Raw genomic sequence first — 19,343 nt, 5'->3', positions numbered from 1 at the left:
AAAGGTGTATTTGCCCCTGAACATTTATCAATCTTGATGAGATAGTCTAAAAGGGCTATTGTCCTACCCTCAGATATAGGATAATTTAGTGCTGCGCTCTAATGTTCACGAAGCCAGTCAGTATCACTCATTTATCCTTTCTTATTATCTGTTAAAAAAGGTGGTTCTAACTAATAATATAATAAGCCGATTTCTCAGCGCAGCATAACAATTTGAAAATAAGCATTGCTGCACTGTTTGCCCATTTGGTAAGTTTAGCGTGAGAGCGATTAACTAAGAATTAAGAAAAATAAATTTATGAAAGCAGTTATTATGGCTGGTGGGTTAGGAACCCGAATCAGCGAAGAAAGTGGCATTAGGCCAAAGCCTATGGTTGAAATTGGTGGCAAACCAATTCTATGGCACATTATGAAAATCTACTCATGCCACGGAATTAATGATTTTGTTGTTTGCTGTGGTTATAAGGGACATGTAATCAAAGAATATTTTGCCAATTATTGTTTAAACAATTCTGATGTAACTTTCAATATGAAAACAAATTCCATGGAAATTCATAAGAATGAAACCGAGCCTTGGAACGTTACACTGGTAAATACTGGTCATAACTCCATGACGGGAGGAAGATTAAAAAGAGTGGAAAAGTATCTTGATAATGAAACATTTTGTATGACATACGGTGATGGTTTAAGCGACGTAGACATTACAAAATGCATTGCCGCTCACCATGCAAGCGGAAAACATGCAACCTTAACTGCCGTTCAGCAACCAGGCCGATTTGGTGTTTTTAATCTTGGTGAAGGCGAAAATACAGTACATTCATTTCAAGAAAAACCTGATGGATCTGAAATGCCTTGGATAAATGGTGGTTTTTTTATTCTCGAGCCTGAAGTATTCAATTATATCGAAGATGATAATTCGGTATGGGAGAAAGAAGCAATGGAAAATCTGGCTAAAGATGGTCAATTGAACGCATATAAACATACGGGCTTTTGGCAACCAATGGATACCCTAAGAGATAAGACCTATTTAGAAGATCTTTGGCAACATGGAAATGCGCCATGGCATTGGGAATCGTTGATGCACAATATCGCAATAAACAAAATTATCTTTTAATCGCTCTTAATAAATCACATTCGTTGATGAAAATACTAATCACAGGAAACATGGGCTACATAGGCCCGGAAGTTACCGCAAATCTTCGTAGAAACCATCCCCAAGCTACACTGATTGGCTATGACATGGGTTATTTTGCTTCTTCACTCACACACAGTCCATTTCTTCCGGAAAACCAACTCAATCAGCAAATATTTGGAGATGTAAGGTTTTTTGACCCGGAAGTTCTTAATGGTGTAGATAAAGTGATTTATCTCGCCGCTATTTCGAATGATGCTATGGGCAATCGTTATGAGCAGGTAACCTATGATATCAATTATAAATCTGCGATCAATATTGCACAATTGGCAAAAAAAGCAGGAGCAAAGTCTTTTGTATTTGCTTCAAGCTGCAGTATGTATGGAAAAGCCGATGGTGAAGCAAAAACCGAACAATCTCGGCTCAATCCACTAACGGCTTATGCTAAATCAAAAGTTTACGCCGAACGAGACCTTGAAGAGCTTGCCAACGAATACTTTACCATAACCTGTTTGAGATTTGCCACTGCATGTGGTATGAGTACCCGCCTTCGCCTCGATCTGGTTTTAAATGATTTTGTGGCCGGCGCAGTAAGTAGTGGAAAAATTAAAATACTAAGTGATGGAAGCCCTTGGAGACCTTTAATTCATATCAAAGATATGGCAAGAGCAATCAATTGGGCTATTTCCAGGAAAGCATTAGGCGGCAACCAATTTTTGGCCATTAATGCTGGAAGTAGTCGTTGGAATTATCAAGTAATTGACTTAGCAAAAGCAGTATCGTTAGCTATTCCAGGTGTAAAAATTGATCTCAATGAAAATGCTACTCCTGATGAACGATCTTACAAGGTAGACTTTTCATTATTCGAATCGCTTGCTCCAGATGCTCAGCCAGTTTGCAATCTTAACGACACTATAAAAGAACTTTACAATGGCTTGATTGGGATGGAATTTGACAACATTAACTTCCATAATTCTCCATTCATGCGATTGAGGATTCTCAATGCCCTGCAGGAAAAAAATCTCATCAATGAAGACTTAGAATGGACCTTTAAGTTCGCTCAGGTTGAAGAAACTGAATCAATTAATTAATAGTAATCTCATAATGAACTTTACCGAAACTAAATTAAAAGGAGCCTATATTATCGATATAAGCCCGATGCAGGATGATAGAGGCTTTTTTTCAAGATCATATTGTAGCGACGAATTCAAAGCATTCAACCTTAATACCAATGCAGTACAAACTAACATCAGCTACAACATTAAGAAGGGTACGCTGAGGGGATTGCATATGCAAAAAGCACCCTTCGAAGAAACAAAATTAGTAAGATGTACGCGTGGCGCTATCTATGATGTAATTGTTGATATGCGTGAAAACTCTGAAACTTATAAACAATGGATTGGAGTTGATCTTACTGCCGACAACTATCGAATGCTCTATGTACCTGAAGGGTTTGCACATGGCTTTATAACTTTGGAAGATCATACTGATGTGACTTATCAAGTAACTCAGTTTTATACACCGGGATTCGAGCAGTGTTTTCGTTGGGATGACTCGGCTTTTGACATTCATTGGCCAATTGAACCGCAAGTGATATCGGCCAAAGACCAATCCCACGCACTGATGAGTGAAGGTATAAATGAAACCAAAAATGGATAATCAAATCTAAATAACTCAATATGATCATTGTTGATAATGCCCTGGCAAAGCTAGCGGCTCAAAATAAATCCATTAAAGTTGGCTTAGTAGGAGCTGGCTTCATGGGTAAGGGTATAGCGTTGCAAATATGCAAATATGTACCAGGCATGGAATTAGTTGCCATAGCAAACCGTAACCTGGATAAGGCAAAGTTTGCATACAATCAAGCAGGAATTGAAGAAAGCCAAGAGGTAGTATCTACAGCGCAACTGGATAAAAATATCCTGAACGGATTATACAGTGTAACTACAGACCCTACCTTACTTTGTAAAGCAGCTGGAATAGATGCAATAATTGAGGTTACCGGAGCCGTTGAATATGCTGCAAAAGTAGCCATGTGCGCTATAGAAAATAAAAAACATATTATTTTAATGGACGCTGAATTGGATGGCACAGTTGGCCCGATTTTAAAAGTATATGCAGACAAGGCAGGAGTCATTGTAACAAATGCAGATGGAGATCAACCAGGAGTGATGATGAATTTATTTCGATTTGTTAAAACCCTTGGTGTTAAACCAGTATTAATCGGAAACATAAAGGGATTACACGATCCATATCGTAACCCTGAAACCCAAAAAGGCTTTGCCGAAAAATGGGGTCAAAATCCAGTAATGGTAACTTCTTTTGCAGATGGAAGTAAGATTTCATTTGAACAGGCAATTGTAGCTAATGGTACAGGTATGCGTGTTGCTAAACGAGGCATGATTGGGCCCACCGTACCTTCCGGAACACCTCTTAAAGATGTTTTAGAAAAATATCCTCTTGAAGAACTTACAAATGGCCCAGGTGTTGTTGATTACATTGTTGGTGCTGAGCCTTCTCCAGGAGTTTTCGTTCTGGGTACGCATGACGATCCTATTCAGCAGCATTATCTGAACCTCTACAAACTGGGAGAAGGTCCGCTCTATCTTTTTTACACTCCGTACCATCTTTGCCATTTTGAAGTTCCGCAAACTGTAGCGAGAGCAGTACTGTTTAACGATGCAGCATTAACGCCATTAGATAAACCATACGTGGAAGTGGTAGCAACAGCCAAAATTGATTTAAAAGCGGGCGAGATATTAGACGGCATTGGTGAATTTATGACATATGGCCTCTGTGAGAATGCCGATATTACCCAGATGGAAAATTTACTGCCGATAGGAATTGCAGAAAACTGTATCCTAAAACGCAATATAACCAAAGACCAGGTATTAACGTACGATGATGTTATTCTTCCAGAAGGTCGATTGATTGATCAGTTGCGAAAAGAACAAGTGGAGTTTTTTAATATTGCCTCAAAAATGAGTGCAATACAGACAGATGTAGTTGTGGATTCAATCTAATTTTTAAAAACAGGTATAATAGTGATGGATAAGCTGAAGACGAGTAACGAACGCGGCTTATCCTTATTAAAGCACATTATTTCAATTAACACGACCATAGATTTAGAAGAACCGGTGTTGATAGATAGCCAAATAACGGGGGTGTGAATAAAGTAATACTAAAAGGCTTACGCAGTAACAAGAATTGTTCTGAAAAATGTAATTACTGCAAACCAAGCTATTATTAGTTAAAATTGAGACAAAATTAATAGACAAATTCCGAATCTAATTACATCATAGCTGATACTCCTTTATGACGAAAGCCTACTTAATAATGGCCCACAAAAACCCAAGACAGCTGTTCAGATTAGTCACAAGATTAAACGATGGATCATCACACTTTTTTATTCACATCGATAGTAAAGCTGACCTAAGCACTTTTGAAGAACTCAACAACCTTGATAACTTAACTTATCTACAGCGCTACAATGCTCGTTGGGGTAGATATGGAATTGTAATGCCACTTTTAGCCGGATTAAAAAAAACCCAAACACATGATTTTGTATTTGATAGAATTATTGTGCTGAGCGGACAAGATTATCCCATCAAAAGTAATAAGACGATTAATAAAGTATTATCTGAATCACCAAGTTCGATATATATTGATTTTACCCCTCTTCCAGACTTTGAACGGTGGCCAGGAGCAGATCGCGGAGGACTTTATAGAATAGATAAATACTATTTCGGTGATAGGTGGCACGAGAGAATATCATCAAGAGCACTCAATTTAATGGCCAGCTATGTTAAAGTTTTTAGAAGAAAAAAGCCATTGCAAATGATTGGCTACGCCGGTTCAGCCTGGATGGTTTTGGATATGGAGGCCGCAAAATATATTTTAAACTTTCATGAAAACCACCCGGAGTATTTAAAATTTCACAAAGATACTTTTGTTGCCGATGAAGTATTTATACATATGATTATTGGCAATTCAAAAAATGAAACACTTCATTCCAGGATAAGCAATGCTAACCAGCATTTTATGATTTGGGAAACACCTGAAAGTGCTCATCCGAAACTATTCAGCATTGCCGATTTTGAAAAAATAGCAGTCTCAAAACATTTATTTGCCAGAAAATTTGATGATACGATTGATAGTTTAATTCTTGACAAAATTGATAGTGATCTTTTAAGAAAGTCATCTATTGATCCTTAGATATGGTTATTGTAAATCAGTCTAAAAGCAATTTCTGCAATTGACAGTACATATCAACTTAGTCCAATAGCTTAAATCAGAATGGTTTTAAAAATCCACTAAGGCAATATAGGCTTTTCAAACCTAAACAATTACTCTAGTGGATTTAAAGCATACATCATATAAAAAAGCCTATGAAACTTTTTTAAGTGAAATTTCAACCCTTCTGTTTTTTTGTCTTCCAGATTCCGTTTTATTGGACGCTATTGGTACTGTACTCCCAAAGGGCGTGGTAACAATACGATCAGATTTAACACCTTTACTTACCAGATAATCTTTAACACTTAAAGCACGTTTGTCAGAAAGCACCCAGTTGTATTTATAGGCACCAATGCCGTCAGCATGTCCTCTCAAAGAAACAACATAGTTTTCACTCTTTACCGCACTTGCTAAATCATCAAGCTTTTTGAAATAGGCAGATCTTACTGCAGGCTTATCAAAATCATATTCCAGATTTCTAGTTAATTCGGCTAATGTTTTAGCGTCATATTTGTTTTTGTTTTTAGCTTTGCTAATGTCTCCATCTGCATTAACGCTGACAAATAAAAACAGCATAATCAGAGTACCAAAGAATTTCTTTTTCATAATAATTTAATTTATTGTAGATAAATCTAACTATTTGATAATGATAAAGTTTCATTTAGCACTAACAGTTGTGATGTTGTAAACCTAATAACAAAATGTGTAAACAATATGGAATATTTCTACTATTCTTTAACAGTATTGTTATATTGAATAAGATTTGTAAAACCACTCAATTCCGTTATAGCACCATAAATTTCATTATTTGTGATAATACAGCGATCGGGCCTACCACCCAGATCACTTATGGCTAAGATCTTCCTATCTGCAACATTCCGATTATTGTTTCCCTTTACAAATAACTTGTTAATTGTAGTATTATCTGTCCGAATAATAAATCCGAAGTCCATTCCAGTTCCATTAGCTGTACCCGCTCCATATTCAATACGATTATCAGAAGTCCAGACCATTTGTTTAGCTTCTCCTGATTTGTATTTTGTATAACTAAAAAATGCGAATCGGTCAATAGCGGTCTTCTTATCGAAGATAAACTGGTTAAAGGAGATTCGGATTTCGTAATATAGGGCTCCGGATTCTAGGGAAATGGCCTTTGAAATAATATCATGAAATTTATTATTGTTAATAGAAACCTTGCTTTGGTAATCACCAAAAATATGAATACCTTTCTCACAATTTTCAATTAAATTTTTATCCACGTTAGCGGCGGCTAAGTTTATTTTAGGCGCATCAAAGGTGAAATTCAAGATGATTCCTGTAGCCAAAGGATTATTGCGTAAAACATTATTCGACACTTCAACACCATAATTTCCTCTGACTTCGATGGCATAAACTCTGCTATCCGTAACTTCATTATTCTTAACCACAGTATTGACTCCAACAGCAGAAATTCCAATTCCTTCAAGTGCCTGAGCAACATCTATTCCTGTGCCGGCCAATTGGTTTCCATCAATGATCGTTCCTACGGTATTGCCCCAGTCTTCAATTCCCATTCTTCCAGCTTCTGAAATTAAATTATTCGTAATTTGAGCACCTAGAATTTCGTCTTCACTATTATTACCATTACCGGTTATTGCATTTGAATAAGAATGATTAATGATGTTTTGTTCCACAATGGTAGAATCTGCACCATTTTCCGCATATTTAATACCCAAAGAATAGATATTGTTTTTTCGGATAATGTTTCGTTTTGACTGACCACCGCTTACCCAGACAGCTTCCATTCCAATAACGGAATATGGTAATTTAAAATTAAAGAAACAATTCTCTACCACAACATCTTTACTATTTAAGATAAATATGCATGCGTTGTTCCACTTACTGAATTTAAAATCAAGACTTTCACTTTTGAACTGCACATTTTTGATCAGAACATGATCACTTGATGAAGCAGAGAAAAAGCGGCCATTATAAAGAAGCGTATTCCGCATGGCCCGGCTGGCAATAATAATGGTGCCTTCCTGCCCAATAAGCTGTACTCTTGAAGGTAATATGATGGTTTCGGAAATCAGATAAATGCCTGCCTTCAGATAAATCACTGCTGAATCATTAACTAATTTCTGTAGCCCTTTTGTATCATCGCCTAGACCATCGCCATTGAGACCATAAGACTGAAATCTATCCTCTAGCGTGTTAGAACCTATTTTTAAGGTCTTTTGAGGATGCAATTCTGGTTTTGTGCAATTGAATAGGCACAAGCCGAACCAAAAAATTATAAAAATCCGGGACATATTTTTATTAACTTTATGAACAATTTGTTTAAGAGCAAATTGAGAAATGGAACGATATATTTTTGCGTGGGAAAACTAACTCAGTAAAAAGAACGTATACCATTATACATGTCCCGTCATTTAATTTGTTAAATCCCTAGATTAAAGTTACGACTTTTTTCTAAGTATTTGATTTTAAACAAATTATTAATTAAAAATTTAGGAAAATGACAGGAAAAATTTTCGGAGTTAGTAATATCTTATTTAGGATATTATTATTATTTGTGATCTTATACTTGAGTTCATGCGCAAGCTCAAAAAAAACAGTTTATTTTATTGATCAACAGGATGCAGTGCTAAAAGCAAGCAATCTGTCATCAAAAAATTTAGTACAACCAAATGATATTCTCAGCATTGCTGTAACCAGTCTTAACCCTGCTGCTACAGAGGTTTTTAACAAACCAAACAATTCCTTTGTAAGTACTTCAGGCGTAAACGGAGCAACGCTTCAATCTCCTGGATATTTAGTAAATAATGATGGGAATATCCAGTTTCCAATTTTAGGCCAAATGAAAATCAGTGGCCTCTCTACAAATGAGATTCGCGAAAAAATTACAAAGGAATTAGTAGATAAAAAACTACTTGTAGATCCTATCGTAATAGTCCGCCAACTAAACTTCAAAGTTTCTGTTTTAGGAGAAGTAGCCAGACCATCTGTAGTGAATGTTCCAAATGAAAAAATTTCGCTTCTTGAAGCCCTTGGGCAAGCTGGAGACATTACCATTTATGGAAGGAAAGATAATGTAATGATAGTAAGAGAAGAAGATGGTATCAAAAAAAATTAAAAGAATAAATCTTAATTCTAGCGAAATTTTTAGCTCTGACTATTATTATCTTAAATCAAATGATATTGTTTATGTGGAAGCGAACAAAGCAAAAGTTTCCAGTTCTACCCGCAGCTCTACTCTTATCCCTATTTTATTAAGTGCTCTATCATTTGGAGCAATTATTATTGATCGTATAGCAAGATAATTATGAACATTATTAGAAAAACAGATGAAACTTCAGGCAATAAAGATGCCGGAGGGCATTTCATATTTAAGTTACTTCCATACTGGCCCTTGTTTTTAGTATTGCTAGTGGTGTCGTTAGCAGGCGCCTGGGTATATCTTCAAGTCACACCACAACTGTTCAGTGCTGAAGCGAAAATTCTCATTAATGAAAGAAAGGGCGCAGAAGAAACTAGTATTCAAGATCCAATGTCATCAACCCTTTCTAAAAAGAAAAGTGTTGACAATGAAAGGGAAGTAATTGTATCTAGCCCAATCATTAATCAGGTGGTGGCCGATTTATCCTTATATGCCAGCGTATACCAAAATAGTTTTCTTGCAAGTAGAATAATGTACGAAGATGCTCCGGTAAAAATAGCAGCACTTGATCCCAAAGGAATTAAACCGACCAAATCAAAAATTGAATTTACTTACTCTCATTCAGGGATCCTGATAGATCATAAAACATATGCCTTCGATAAGTGGCATCAGATGCCATATGGAACTTTAATGTTTCGTAAAAATATTAGTGCCAGACCATCTGATCAATCTAAGTTTGCTTTTACACTTACCTCGCCATCTAAAGTTGCATCTAAAATAGCTGGCGGACTAAAAGTGGCAGAGGCCAACAAACTTTCTACAATTTTGGTGGTATCAATTTTAGATGAAAACCCTAAACGTGCCGAGGATATTTTGAATGGGGTATTGTTGGTTTACAACAAACACGCCATTGATCAATACAATCTTCTTGCAGCGAACACGCAAAATTTTATCAATAGTCGGTTAATGACCGTTGAAAAGGAATTGCTTGATATTGAAAATAAATTGCAAAAATATAAATCCAATAACGGAGCAATCGATGTAGGTACGCAAGGTAAGTTATACCTGGAAAATGTAAGTATAAACGATCAAAAAATTGGCGAAATCAACATGCAATTATCTGTACTCGATCAAGTAGAAAATTATGTCCGTTCGAGAGATCTCACTGGTGGAATTGTTCCTTCAACGGCCGGCATAAATGATCCGGGACTTACTCAAATGGTCAAGGACATCTACGAGCTACAGTTAAATGCGGAAAGTTTAAGAAAAACAACAGGCGAAAATAATCCTGCAATGGTAGCGTATAATGATCAAATTAATAAAATTAAACCTCAAATCCTACAAAACCTCCGTAATCAGCGGAATAGTCTTTCTGCCAGCAGAAATAATCTTTCAGGTACCACAAGTACGTATTCTTCAGCCTTGCAATCCATGCCGGAAACGGAGCGCAATTTAGTAGATATCCAAAGGCAACAACAGATTAAAAGTGGCATTTATACTTTTCTGCTTCAGAAAAAAGAAGAAACAGCACTATCCTATATCGCCAATGGATCTGACAGCCAAATTGTTAGCCAGGCAGAATCATCAGAGTTTCCGGTAAGCCCGAAGAGAAAAATGATCTACCTTGCAGCCATCTTTGGGGCGGGTATATTAGGAATTGCTTTTGTGACTGCAAAAGACAAAATGAGACGAAATGTGATGTTCCAGCATGAAATACAATCATTAACAAAACTACCGGTTATTGCAGAGATTAGTACCAATTCATCTGCAAAGCAAATTGTTATTGGCAGTAACCAACGCACTTTAATTGCTGAACAGTTCAGGAGCCTTAGAACTACCTTGCACTATATTGGTATGGGTAAGCAAAACAAACGATTAATGATTACGTCTGCTATTTCAGGGGAAGGTAAAAGTTTTGTAGCATCTAACTTAGCTGTATCCTTGGCCATGACAGGCAAAAGAGTTGCCTTATTGGATTTCGACTTGAACAACCCATCACTTCACCATAAATTTGGCGTTAAACAGCGTACTGGAATTTCAGAATATTTACAAGGTAAGGCATCAATGGAAGATATTTTCAGCAATTCAATTGTCAATGAAAATCTTTCCCTTTTTCTAACAGGAAAACTACCGGTTGACCCTGCAGAATTGATTTTAAATGGGAAGGTAGAAGAACTGTTCTCAAACCTGGCGGAGGAGTTTGATTATCTTATTATTGATGTTCCTCCTATTGGCCCTGTTTCTGATGCGTACTCTATTGCCCCAATGTGTGATGCCACCCTTTTTGTGATACGTCATGCATATACACCAAAAGTCTTCATTGAACGTATTGACGATAACATCAAATTAAATAACCTGCCAAATCCAGCAATTGTATTTAATGCAGTATCTCAACGTGGTTACGGTAAAAACAACTATGGTTATGGCTATGGAACGGGAATGGTTTATGGCGGAAGTTATGATCAGAAATTAATAGAATAACGATTAAATGAACAAGAAAATACTAAAGTGGAATTTCATCTTTCAGTATGGTTACGTAATAACGAATATCATCAATGCATTCATTTTATTGCCACTATATCTACATAAAATAGATAGTGGAACCCTTGGACTTTGGCTGGCTACTGGCAACATACTGGCATGGATGACGCTTGCCGATCCGGGTGTAGGTGATGTTCTCCAGCAAAAAATAGCCCAGCTTTACGGGCAGAACATGCATGGAGAAGTAAATAAAACTATTGGATCAGGCATATTAACTTCTTCCGCTATTTTTGCACTTTCCATAATTGCAGGTATTGTATTTTACTTGTTAATTGGCACGATCATAAATAAAGATGTATCGAAATATGACGGTTTACAAGTAGCATTAATGGTATCTATAATTGCTACTGGCTTATCATTACTGTCTTTCAGCCTTTCAGGGATTAACCAAGGACTTCAAAACCCTGTTCACGTTGCAATCGCATCAATCTCCGGCAACATTGTTTTCCTGGCTACAAATATCCTATTTTTATTCCTGGGCTATGGTGTGATTTCAATAGCGATTGCAAACATGCTGAGGGCACTTTATATCAACATCTATAATTACACAGCTTTAAAAATTATATTAAACAAGCTTCAGCTTTTTATAGACTTTGACGTTAGCCATCTCAAAAAATTTGTAAAGATATTTTCATTTACATCGATTTCACGCATTATAGGCGGATTTTCTGCCTCTTTAGATATGATTGTGCTGGCTCGGTTTGTTGCGCCAACAATGATAACGCTTTTTGAAATCAATAAAAGGCCAATACAAATGTCGCAAACGTTAATTGGAAGACATTCGGTTGCCCTCATGCCCCTTATCTCGCATGCAAAAGGTAAAGGAGACGATACACAAATAAAATCATTGATCAGCACCCAGTTTAAATATTATTATTATGCTGCAATATTTATCGGACTAGTATTCTGCATCAATTATCATACGCTAATTACCTTATGGACAGGACACGACAAGTACATCGGTGATAAAATTATCTTTTTATTAATCGGGAATTTTTTCTTTGCCCAAATCGGTTATTTTATGGCCAACATGGGCTATGCCTTAGGAGACATTAAGATGAATAGCTATATCAATATTTGTAAAGGCATAATTTCTGGCATCCTATTCTATTTCGCCGGTAAATTTTATGGCATTATTGGTTTAATAGCCGTAATGCTTATGGTAAGTATAATGGTTGATTTTACCTTCTTTTCTTATCGGCTAAACAAACTCGGATATTTGAGCAAGCATTTGATTGCGAAGATTTTAAAAAATTGGGTTGTAATTATTCCGGTTTCCATAGTAGTCGGGTGGTTAATTAATGAATTAACGATGCTTTTCATTCCGGCAGAGATGAAGCTGATCAGCCTGTTGGTTAATGGCCTTGGTTTTACAATTTTTTATCTGGCACTAGTGCTCATCAAAGATTCAGAAATGCGTGAACAATTATGGAACCTATTTCCAATAAGAATAACTAAAAAAGTTTCAAGAGAGAAAATTACAATTAAAACTTAAGAGAATGGCAAAATTTGTAGTCATGTTACGGGTAAAGGACGGCATGTTTTTCGCAGAAGAATGGCTGGCATGCTTTGAAAAAATCGCAGATGAAATTGTGGTATTGGACAACGGTTCAACTGATGGTACATATGAGAAGTTAAAATCCCATCCTAAAGTTGTAGATATCATTCAAACAGAAGGATACAATGAAGGACGTGATAAAAACCTTTTATATCAAAGAGTAAGGTTAAGAAAACCTGATTGGTGCCTTTGGATCGATATTGATGAAATATTCGAACCCGAACTTACCAGGGCACATTTTGATGAGTTGATGAACAGTAAAGTCTTCACAAAATTCGCGTTCCGTCGCTTTCATTTCATGGATCGTGAGCATTTTGCAGGATCATTATATCGTCTAAATTATTCGGCAGGGCATGATAGGATTATGTGGCGTGAAAACCCTAGCGGGTATTTTCAAAATCTTATTATCGATTCACCAAATGTGAAAGGCATTAAAGGGCTAAAATACAATACTAATTTCAGGCTAAAGCATCTTGGCTATATTAACAAAGAACTGGTAGATAAAAAAGCAGATATTTACAGGCAAATTATTCCCGAAAAAGAAGATATCTTTCAAAGCATGTACTTAAAAGGCGAAAGGCCTATCAAGTGGATTGACGAGAGACACCATGTAAAAACGGTTATGCTTAATCAGGTACTTAATGTGCTTCAAATGACCCATCTCATTCCTAAAGTAATTCGAAAGATAAAAAGTGCATTTTAATGGGTTACGTAATTAGGATATTTAATTATGAATTTGAAGTAAAAGAACTGTTTTTGCTGTTTTTTTCTTTTTTCTGATGGAAAATATTTTTTCGTGGTTGATTTTACCTAATTCAGTAATCATTTTGCTGTACGAAAAAATAATGAGTTTATTAATTTATGCGCTTCTTTTGGTCAGTTTTCATAAACTCAGAAAAAGTGAGCAAATCTATTTGGGCGTCATAAGCTTTTTCGTTATTAGATTAGTATTTGAATCTTTGCTCGATTATGGCACTATATTTCAACAATTAACGTTATATACGATATTGTTCCCTGCAATATTCATTGTGTTTGTACGGGCTTTATGCCGTTCATACAACCTTGATATACTTGAATTCCTGGCAAAATTCTATCTAGCGGTTTACGTGATTTTCATGATCATTTACGGACGTGGTTTTTCTTTTAGCTTAAATAGTGTAGAAATGGATGATTACGGCCCCTTTTCCGGTGATAGCCGCGTTATTCATGCCCGTAGTATCTTTATGATGATTTTGCCATTATTGTGGTTCTTGAACAAATATTTAAAAGAAAGAGTTACAAGCGCACTTTTATGGTTTCTTTTTTGCGTCATTGTCATCGTTATTCACCAGCATAGATCTGTTTGGGCAAGCAGTCTTTTCTCGCTTGGAATTTATTTTTTTATTGTGGTAAGAAATCGAATTATCTCTTTATCAAAAACCCTGAAAATATTTTTCTCTGCAGCTTTAGGAATTCTGTTGCTAGCTTTTGTGATATCCCAATTGTTTCCGGATATGTTAACGTTCTTTGGTGAAAGATTTAGTGAAATACTGGATCCTACCCGGGAAGATGGAACCGGGAAATTCAGGGCAGATCAAAGAAGGGTGTATTTCCCAATGGTTTTAGAACGTCCATTTTTTGGATGGACATTCGAAGGCTTTGAAATGAAAAATCCTTTAGTAGACTGGTGGCCAGAGAAAACGGGACAACACTTTCATGAAGGTTTTATGGAGATGTTATTCTACCATGGTTTTTTAGGTTTAATCTTAAAGTACTTTTATCTACTTTACTTGGGGTTTAAAGCGTTCTTTCGCAACCTTGATGAAAAGTCGGGGATCTTAATTGCTTTTACGCTTGCTGGTTTAATTTTCTCATTCAGCTATGTGCTACCATTAATTTTTTGGGGAGTTGTTGGCATTTGTCTGTACTATCTTGAAAGAACGGAACTTTCTTTACAAACAAAAAATGCTCAAAATATTCAAATTAATATAACACCAAAACCAAATCAAAAAACAATCGAATTGATTAATCATAATTAAAGAAAAATATGAATTTTATATGTACTTGGATTTGTGTCGATGCCATTGGAGAAGAAAGCATCTATCCCCAAACAGGCGAAAAATCATCCGGTTTAAAACATCAAAATATTTACTGGCGTTGTATACTCCTGTTTTTTGCTACAAGCAAACGATTTAACAAAACTCAAAAACATATTCTTTTTAGCAATACTCATGTTTTTCCTGTAGTAGATGGAAAAGAAATCAGGGCGTCATTGCAGGAGCTAGGTGTTGAAATCATTTATACCGAATTTAACTATAAAACGCCTAAGGGATATTTTAATATGTTTCAAAACCAGTTTTTCGAGTTTTCCATACTTGAATACATTACCAAAAACAATATTAACCCTAATGATCAGTATTTAATATTAGATTCAGATTGCGTTTTTTCAAAAAATATTGATGAGCTTTTTGAAATTGCATCCCCAAATGGCTTTATTTCTTTTGAAGACGATTGCAGCACTGATCTGGTTATTCATGGTTTGAGCAGGAAAGACATGAAAGAACTTTACCAGGAACTATCAGATAAAAAAGTCGACGAAATCCCAGGTTATCACTACGGCGAATTTTTTCTGGCCAATGTTAAAAACGTCAATACCATATTTAATGATTTTAAGGCTTTATGGCCGGAACTGCTACGCAGACATGAGGCTGGATTACCAAAGTTTAATGAGGAAGCACAAACACTAAGCTACATTTACTATAAAAATAACTTTATGGCCAGCCCACGTAAAGACCTTCTGAAACGATTCTGGACCAATCCAGTATTTTATCGGAATGTGGGAGAGCAGGACACGGAAGTTGCCATTTGGCATCTCCCATCTGAAAAAACATTCGGATTGGCTGATTTGTACAAGTTGCTGATTTTAAACCAAAATAATTATGGTTTAAGTCTCTCTGAGGCACAATTTACCACCATGTTAAGGAGCACATTAGGTATCCCCAAACTCACTATTTCAAAATTTACTAAATATTATGCGGTAAGTTATTATAGGGCTGCAAAGAAAAAATTAAAAAAAATGATCTGCGCCTGATTGTAATAGCCATGATCTAATTCTATAGGTTAGGCCTGCCATCTCTGTTGGAAAGAGCAGAATAAAATTTATCAGGGTTTCATTGAACATAAACTTTACAAAATGGAAAATTCTTTAATCATTGGCGTATTTTGCTACAACAGAGTATCAAAACTTAAAAGGTGCATTGAAGCCTTACTCAAAAATCCGGAGTGTGCCAATTTGGATATTATCTTTTTCAGTGATGGGGCAAAAGATGCATCAGGTCAAAAATCGATTAAAGAAGTAAGAGATTATATAGATCAACTAAAAGGCTTTAAATCGGTCATTAAGCATTATAGAGAATATAATTACAGTACCGGCCCAAACTTCAGAACCGGACTAACTTTTTTAAGTGAAAACTATGAGCGCTTTATTATTGTGGAAGATGACCTCATTGTTAGCCCAAATTATATCAAATATCTAACTGATGCATTAGAATTTTATAAAAATGATCACACTGTATTTTGTGTAACCGCTTATGTTTTCCCCATTAAAAAGGGTGAATATCATTACGACAGCATTGTATATAAACGGTTCTGTTCTTACGGATGGGGCGGATGGGCCAACCGTTTTCCAAATGTGATCTGGGATAACCAGGCACTCGAAATACTAATGAATACCTCCCCGGGATTCAAAAAGCGCCTTAATGCCGAGGGGGCCGATCTGATACGGATGCTTCGTAAACAAATATCTGGCAAAATCTCAACTTGGGACATCCAGATGCAAACACATGTAGCGGAAAACCGACTAAAAGTAATTTATCCAACATTATCAAAAGTATCTAACATTGGGTTTGATGAAGAATCGACAAATACTTCTGGAGTCAATTACCTGATTACCCCGATTGATGACGGCAGCAATCGTGATTTTAAATTTTGCCCTCCAAACATTATTAGCCCGAAACTTCAGGCACAGATCAAAAGCCCTTATGATTTCTCTACTTTGGTAATCCGTAAATTAAAGAATGATTTCCTTAAGTTCACCAATAATATACGAAAGGCAGACTAATGAGGATATTAATCGTCCATACCTATTACAAACAGCAAGGAGGGGAAGATGCTGTTGTTCAAAATGAAATGGCACTGCTCCAAAGCGATGGCCACGAAGTAGAACTTATTGATTTCAGTAACGCATCAGCTACGTTGTTAAAGGTATTGCTTATGCCATTTAACCCATATTCTTATTTTACGATGCTTAAAAAAATTAAGTCTTTTAAGCCTGATATTGTTCACGTTCACAATCTCCATTATGCCGCAACTCCATCTGTATTATATGCAGCAAAAAAAATGCAGGTACCCATCGTCATGACTATTCATAACTACCGCCTATTGTGTCCTTCTGGAAGCCTGTTTTTCAAAAATAAATTATTTTTGAAATCATTGGATGAATCCTTTCCATGGTCTGCTGTTCGGGAGGGTGTATACCAGCAATCGAAAGTTATAACCTTCTGGCTTGCTATTTCGAATTATTTGCATCGAAAAATAGGTACCTGGAGATTGGTAAACGCCATGATCTTTTTAGGTGAACATAGCGGAAAAATTTTTGAGCAGAGTGGTTTAATACATGCAAGTACCAAAACATTTCTGAAGCCAAATTTTACCAACCAAAAAAAATCCGCAGCGGTAAATAGCGCAGGAGAATACTATCTATTCATCGGTCGTCTAAGTGAAGAAAAAGGTATTAAAACGCTGTTGAAGGCATTTGAACATCGCCCGGAAATGTTAAAAATTGCAGGAACAGGCCCCTTAAGAGATTTTGTTTCGGAAGCTGGAACACATTTTGTTAATGTCGAATACCTCGATCATCTTTCAAAAACTGAAATTGAGGAAATGATTGTTGGGTCCAAGGCACTTATTTTCCCTTCAGAATGGTATGAAACCTTTGGAATGGTAATGATTGAAGCGTTCTCTTTGGCAAAACCAGTAATTGCCGCAGATCTTGGTAACATTCCATCAATTGTTAAAGATCAAGTAAACGGCCTTACCTTTTCTCCGGGGAATGTGCTTGAACTACAAAGAAAGCTATATGAGTTTGAAAACATGGATAGCCAGGCTAAACAAAACTTAGCAGCAGGGGCACTATTTTCCTATCATCAATATTATGCTCCTGAAGTTAATCTGAAACAACTGATTCATATCTATTCTGATACGCTGGCCAGCAAAAATACTTAAGCTAAATAGCTTTTTATTATTGAACAGCCTCAGGAGTACTAAGCGGCAAATTTAAGCTTAAATATGTGGTAAACATAAATGGGGCCATAATAAAGATACCTTCTCCACATCTTTCTTGGGTTACTTAGCAAACGGCCTAGCCATTCTAACTTATAACGAATAAAGAAATCGCTCGGACGTTTAACCGTCTCTGAGTAAAAATCGAATACAGCACCAATGGCACATATCACCTTTGCATCTATTCGAGATTTAAATTGCCACGACCACTTTTCTTGTTTGGGTGCTGTTAATCCAATAAACAAAGCATCAGCACCAAAATCATTTATTGCAGCAATCATTTTATTATTGTCTTCTTCACTAAAAACACTCTTAAATGGCGGCGAATAATACCCTACAACTACATTTGGAAATTCGTGTTGAATACGAGCCTTTATTTTTTCAAGTGTTTCATTTATAGCGCCTAAGTAAAAGCACCGACCATTTTTATGATTTAAAGAAGTTAAAATATGCTGATGAAGATCAGCCCCAGAAATTTTATTGATTTTTCTGCCTGTAAGAATTCGCTCTGCCAGTACGACACCCTCTCCATCAGGTAACAAAATATCAGAGCCTATAAGCGCATCTCTAAACTCACCATCTTCTTTTGCCACACAATAGGAATACTGATTAATGGTATTGATGACAATCTTACTTTCAAGTGATAACTCATTCAAAGTTCCGGTGTACAAATTGTAATGCATGCCTTTACCGGATTGATTAAAAAAATTACCCATAATTTAAATCATTAAGAAATACATTTTCTTGCACCATGCACATACAATATTTACGTTTTTTTTAGCCAAACAGTTTTAACGCAACTGGCTAATTATCTTTCAATTACAACAAAATAGAACAATTAACACAACCTTTTGAAGTAAAAAATAGTATCTTAAAATCGGGCTCATGCTAATCAACCAAACCTTAATTTATTCTTAAATAATTATTCAAAAACCATTTATGACGCGAATTATAATGATCTATAAAATTTCAACAAGCTTTGACCAGAGTTTTTATTTAGCATGAACTACGAGCTTCGGCCATACCATCTAAATCTCATAAAAACTTTAACAATCCATCACTAAAACGCATTTTCTTCCCCACCGAGGGCATTTGTGATTGTCTTAATAATAATTTGCATATCTTTAACTAAGGTCCAGTTTTCCATGTATGCAATGTCATGCTCTACACGTCCAAGCATCTGAGCATGTTCTTTTGTCTCTCCACGGAAACCATTTACCTGTGCCTGCCCCGTAATTCCAGGTTTAAGAAACTGTCTCACCATATACTTATCTACAATTTGCCGATACTCTTCGGTATGCTTTAGCATATGTGGACGAGGTCCTACCACGCTCATATCTCCAAAAAAGACATTGAAAAATTGCGGTAGCTCATCGATACTGGTTTTGCGCATAAAAGCACCTATCTTAGTAGTGTGTACGT

At 36.1% G+C, this 19,343-nt stretch carries 17 protein-coding genes; 13 read left to right on the top strand and 4 right to left on the bottom strand.

The window, feature by feature from the left end:
• The first annotated feature begins 297 nt into the window (after window positions 1-297).
• From rfbF to ON09_RS01985, 5 genes are all read left to right on the top strand, one after another.
• The gene (gene rfbF, locus ON09_RS02005; RefSeq protein WP_010599391.1) at window positions 298-1,113 is read left to right on the top strand and encodes a glucose-1-phosphate cytidylyltransferase; all 816 of its coding nucleotides are present in this window, start codon (window positions 298-300) and stop codon (window positions 1,111-1,113) included.
• Window positions 1,114-1,139: 26 nt separating this feature from the next.
• A complete protein-coding gene (locus tag ON09_RS02000) occupies window positions 1,140-2,222 on the top strand; it encodes an NAD-dependent epimerase/dehydratase family protein (RefSeq protein ID WP_051010152.1) in 1,083 nt (360 codons plus the stop codon).
• 13 nt (window positions 2,223-2,235) lie between these two features.
• Window positions 2,236-2,790, top strand: coding sequence for a dTDP-4-dehydrorhamnose 3,5-epimerase (gene rfbC, locus ON09_RS01995; protein ID WP_010599389.1), 555 nt, complete (start codon window positions 2,236-2,238; stop codon window positions 2,788-2,790).
• A 20-nt stretch (window positions 2,791-2,810) separates the two neighbouring features.
• Window positions 2,811-4,154: an NAD(P)H-dependent oxidoreductase gene (locus tag ON09_RS01990; RefSeq protein ID WP_010599388.1), complete on the top strand. Its 1,344-nt coding sequence runs from the start codon at window positions 2,811-2,813 to the stop codon at window positions 4,152-4,154.
• Window positions 4,155-4,467: 313 nt separating this feature from the next.
• On the top strand, window positions 4,468-5,346 hold the full coding sequence (locus ON09_RS01985; RefSeq protein WP_029204053.1) for a beta-1,6-N-acetylglucosaminyltransferase: 879 nt from the start codon (window positions 4,468-4,470) through the stop codon (window positions 5,344-5,346).
• Between the two features lie 171 nt (window positions 5,347-5,517).
• On the opposite strand, the gene ON09_RS01980 is transcribed toward ON09_RS01985, so the two are convergent.
• The gene (locus tag ON09_RS01980) at window positions 5,518-5,970 is read right to left on the bottom strand and encodes an OmpA family protein (RefSeq protein WP_010599386.1); all 453 of its coding nucleotides are present in this window, start codon (window positions 5,968-5,970) and stop codon (window positions 5,518-5,520) included.
• Between the two features lie 122 nt (window positions 5,971-6,092).
• Entirely contained in the window at window positions 6,093-7,592 is a 1,500-nt protein-coding gene (locus ON09_RS01975) for a right-handed parallel beta-helix repeat-containing protein (protein WP_157258806.1), read from the bottom strand.
• Between the two features lie 269 nt (window positions 7,593-7,861).
• Here ON09_RS01975 and ON09_RS01970 point away from each other — a divergent pair, with 269 nt between their 5' ends.
• From ON09_RS01970 to ON09_RS01935, 8 genes are all read left to right on the top strand, one after another.
• Window positions 7,862-8,479 (top strand): polysaccharide biosynthesis/export family protein, encoded by a 618-nt coding sequence (locus ON09_RS01970; RefSeq protein WP_202947102.1) that lies wholly within the window; start codon window positions 7,862-7,864, stop codon window positions 8,477-8,479.
• 189 nt (window positions 8,480-8,668) lie between these two features.
• Window positions 8,669-10,984, top strand: coding sequence for a GumC family protein (locus ON09_RS01965; protein ID WP_010599384.1), 2,316 nt, complete (start codon window positions 8,669-8,671; stop codon window positions 10,982-10,984).
• Between the two features lie 7 nt (window positions 10,985-10,991).
• Window positions 10,992-12,539, top strand: a complete 1,548-nt coding sequence (locus tag ON09_RS01960; protein ID WP_010599383.1) for a lipopolysaccharide biosynthesis protein — start codon at window positions 10,992-10,994, stop codon at window positions 12,537-12,539.
• A gap of 4 nt (window positions 12,540-12,543) precedes the next feature.
• Entirely contained in the window at window positions 12,544-13,305 is a 762-nt protein-coding gene (locus ON09_RS23995) for a glycosyltransferase family 2 protein (RefSeq protein WP_010599382.1), read from the top strand.
• Window positions 13,306-13,381: 76 nt separating this feature from the next.
• On the top strand, window positions 13,382-14,620 hold the full coding sequence (locus tag ON09_RS01950) for an O-antigen ligase family protein (protein WP_010599381.1): 1,239 nt from the start codon (window positions 13,382-13,384) through the stop codon (window positions 14,618-14,620).
• An 8-nt stretch (window positions 14,621-14,628) separates the two neighbouring features.
• Window positions 14,629-15,672, top strand: a complete 1,044-nt coding sequence (locus ON09_RS01945; protein WP_010599380.1) for a hypothetical protein — start codon at window positions 14,629-14,631, stop codon at window positions 15,670-15,672.
• 66 nt (window positions 15,673-15,738) lie between these two features.
• Window positions 15,739-16,701, top strand: a complete 963-nt coding sequence (locus ON09_RS01940) for a glycosyltransferase (protein WP_316927768.1) — start codon at window positions 15,739-15,741, stop codon at window positions 16,699-16,701.
• On the top strand, window positions 16,701-17,864 hold the full coding sequence (locus tag ON09_RS01935; protein WP_010599378.1) for a glycosyltransferase: 1,164 nt from the start codon (window positions 16,701-16,703) through the stop codon (window positions 17,862-17,864). Before ON09_RS01940 ends, ON09_RS01935 begins: the two co-directional genes overlap by 1 nt.
• Before the next feature lie 38 nt (window positions 17,865-17,902).
• Here ON09_RS01935 and ON09_RS01930 read toward each other — a convergent pair whose 3' ends face one another.
• A complete protein-coding gene (locus ON09_RS01930; protein WP_010599377.1) occupies window positions 17,903-18,637 on the bottom strand; it encodes a WecB/TagA/CpsF family glycosyltransferase in 735 nt (244 codons plus the stop codon).
• Window positions 18,638-18,981: 344 nt separating this feature from the next.
• Window positions 18,982-19,343: sugar transferase (locus ON09_RS01925; RefSeq protein WP_010599376.1), on the bottom strand; the 362-nt coding region annotated here is incomplete at its 5' end.

The sequence above is a fragment of the Pedobacter agri PB92 genome, assembly GCF_000258495.1.
In the GTDB taxonomy this organism is placed as follows: Bacteria; Bacteroidota; Bacteroidia; order Sphingobacteriales; family Sphingobacteriaceae; genus Pedobacter; species Pedobacter agri.
The sequence above is the reverse complement of the archived record's forward strand: the minus strand, read 5'-3'. Positions and strand labels throughout refer to the sequence as shown.

Coding starts and splice junctions, on each gene's coding strand:
- rfbF (WP_010599391.1), top strand. CDS start 298: ATGAAAGCAGTTATTATGGCTGGTGGGTTAGGAACCCGAATCAGCGAA.
- ON09_RS02000 (WP_051010152.1), top strand. CDS start 1,140: ATGAAAATACTAATCACAGGAAACATGGGCTACATAGGCCCGGAAGTT.
- rfbC (WP_010599389.1), top strand. CDS start 2,236: ATGAACTTTACCGAAACTAAATTAAAAGGAGCCTATATTATCGATATA.
- ON09_RS01990 (WP_010599388.1), top strand. CDS start 2,811: ATGATCATTGTTGATAATGCCCTGGCAAAGCTAGCGGCTCAAAATAAA.
- ON09_RS01985 (WP_029204053.1), top strand. CDS start 4,468: ATGGCCCACAAAAACCCAAGACAGCTGTTCAGATTAGTCACAAGATTA.
- ON09_RS01980 (WP_010599386.1), bottom strand. CDS start 5,970: ATGAAAAAGAAATTCTTTGGTACTCTGATTATGCTGTTTTTATTTGTC.
- ON09_RS01970 (WP_202947102.1), top strand. CDS start 7,862: ATGACAGGAAAAATTTTCGGAGTTAGTAATATCTTATTTAGGATATTA.
- ON09_RS01965 (WP_010599384.1), top strand. CDS start 8,669: ATGAACATTATTAGAAAAACAGATGAAACTTCAGGCAATAAAGATGCC.
- ON09_RS01960 (WP_010599383.1), top strand. CDS start 10,992: ATGAACAAGAAAATACTAAAGTGGAATTTCATCTTTCAGTATGGTTAC.
- ON09_RS23995 (WP_010599382.1), top strand. CDS start 12,544: ATGGCAAAATTTGTAGTCATGTTACGGGTAAAGGACGGCATGTTTTTC.
- ON09_RS01950 (WP_010599381.1), top strand. CDS start 13,382: ATGGAAAATATTTTTTCGTGGTTGATTTTACCTAATTCAGTAATCATT.
- ON09_RS01945 (WP_010599380.1), top strand. CDS start 14,629: ATGAATTTTATATGTACTTGGATTTGTGTCGATGCCATTGGAGAAGAA.
- ON09_RS01935 (WP_010599378.1), top strand. CDS start 16,701: ATGAGGATATTAATCGTCCATACCTATTACAAACAGCAAGGAGGGGAA.
- ON09_RS01930 (WP_010599377.1), bottom strand. CDS start 18,637: ATGGGTAATTTTTTTAATCAATCCGGTAAAGGCATGCATTACAATTTG.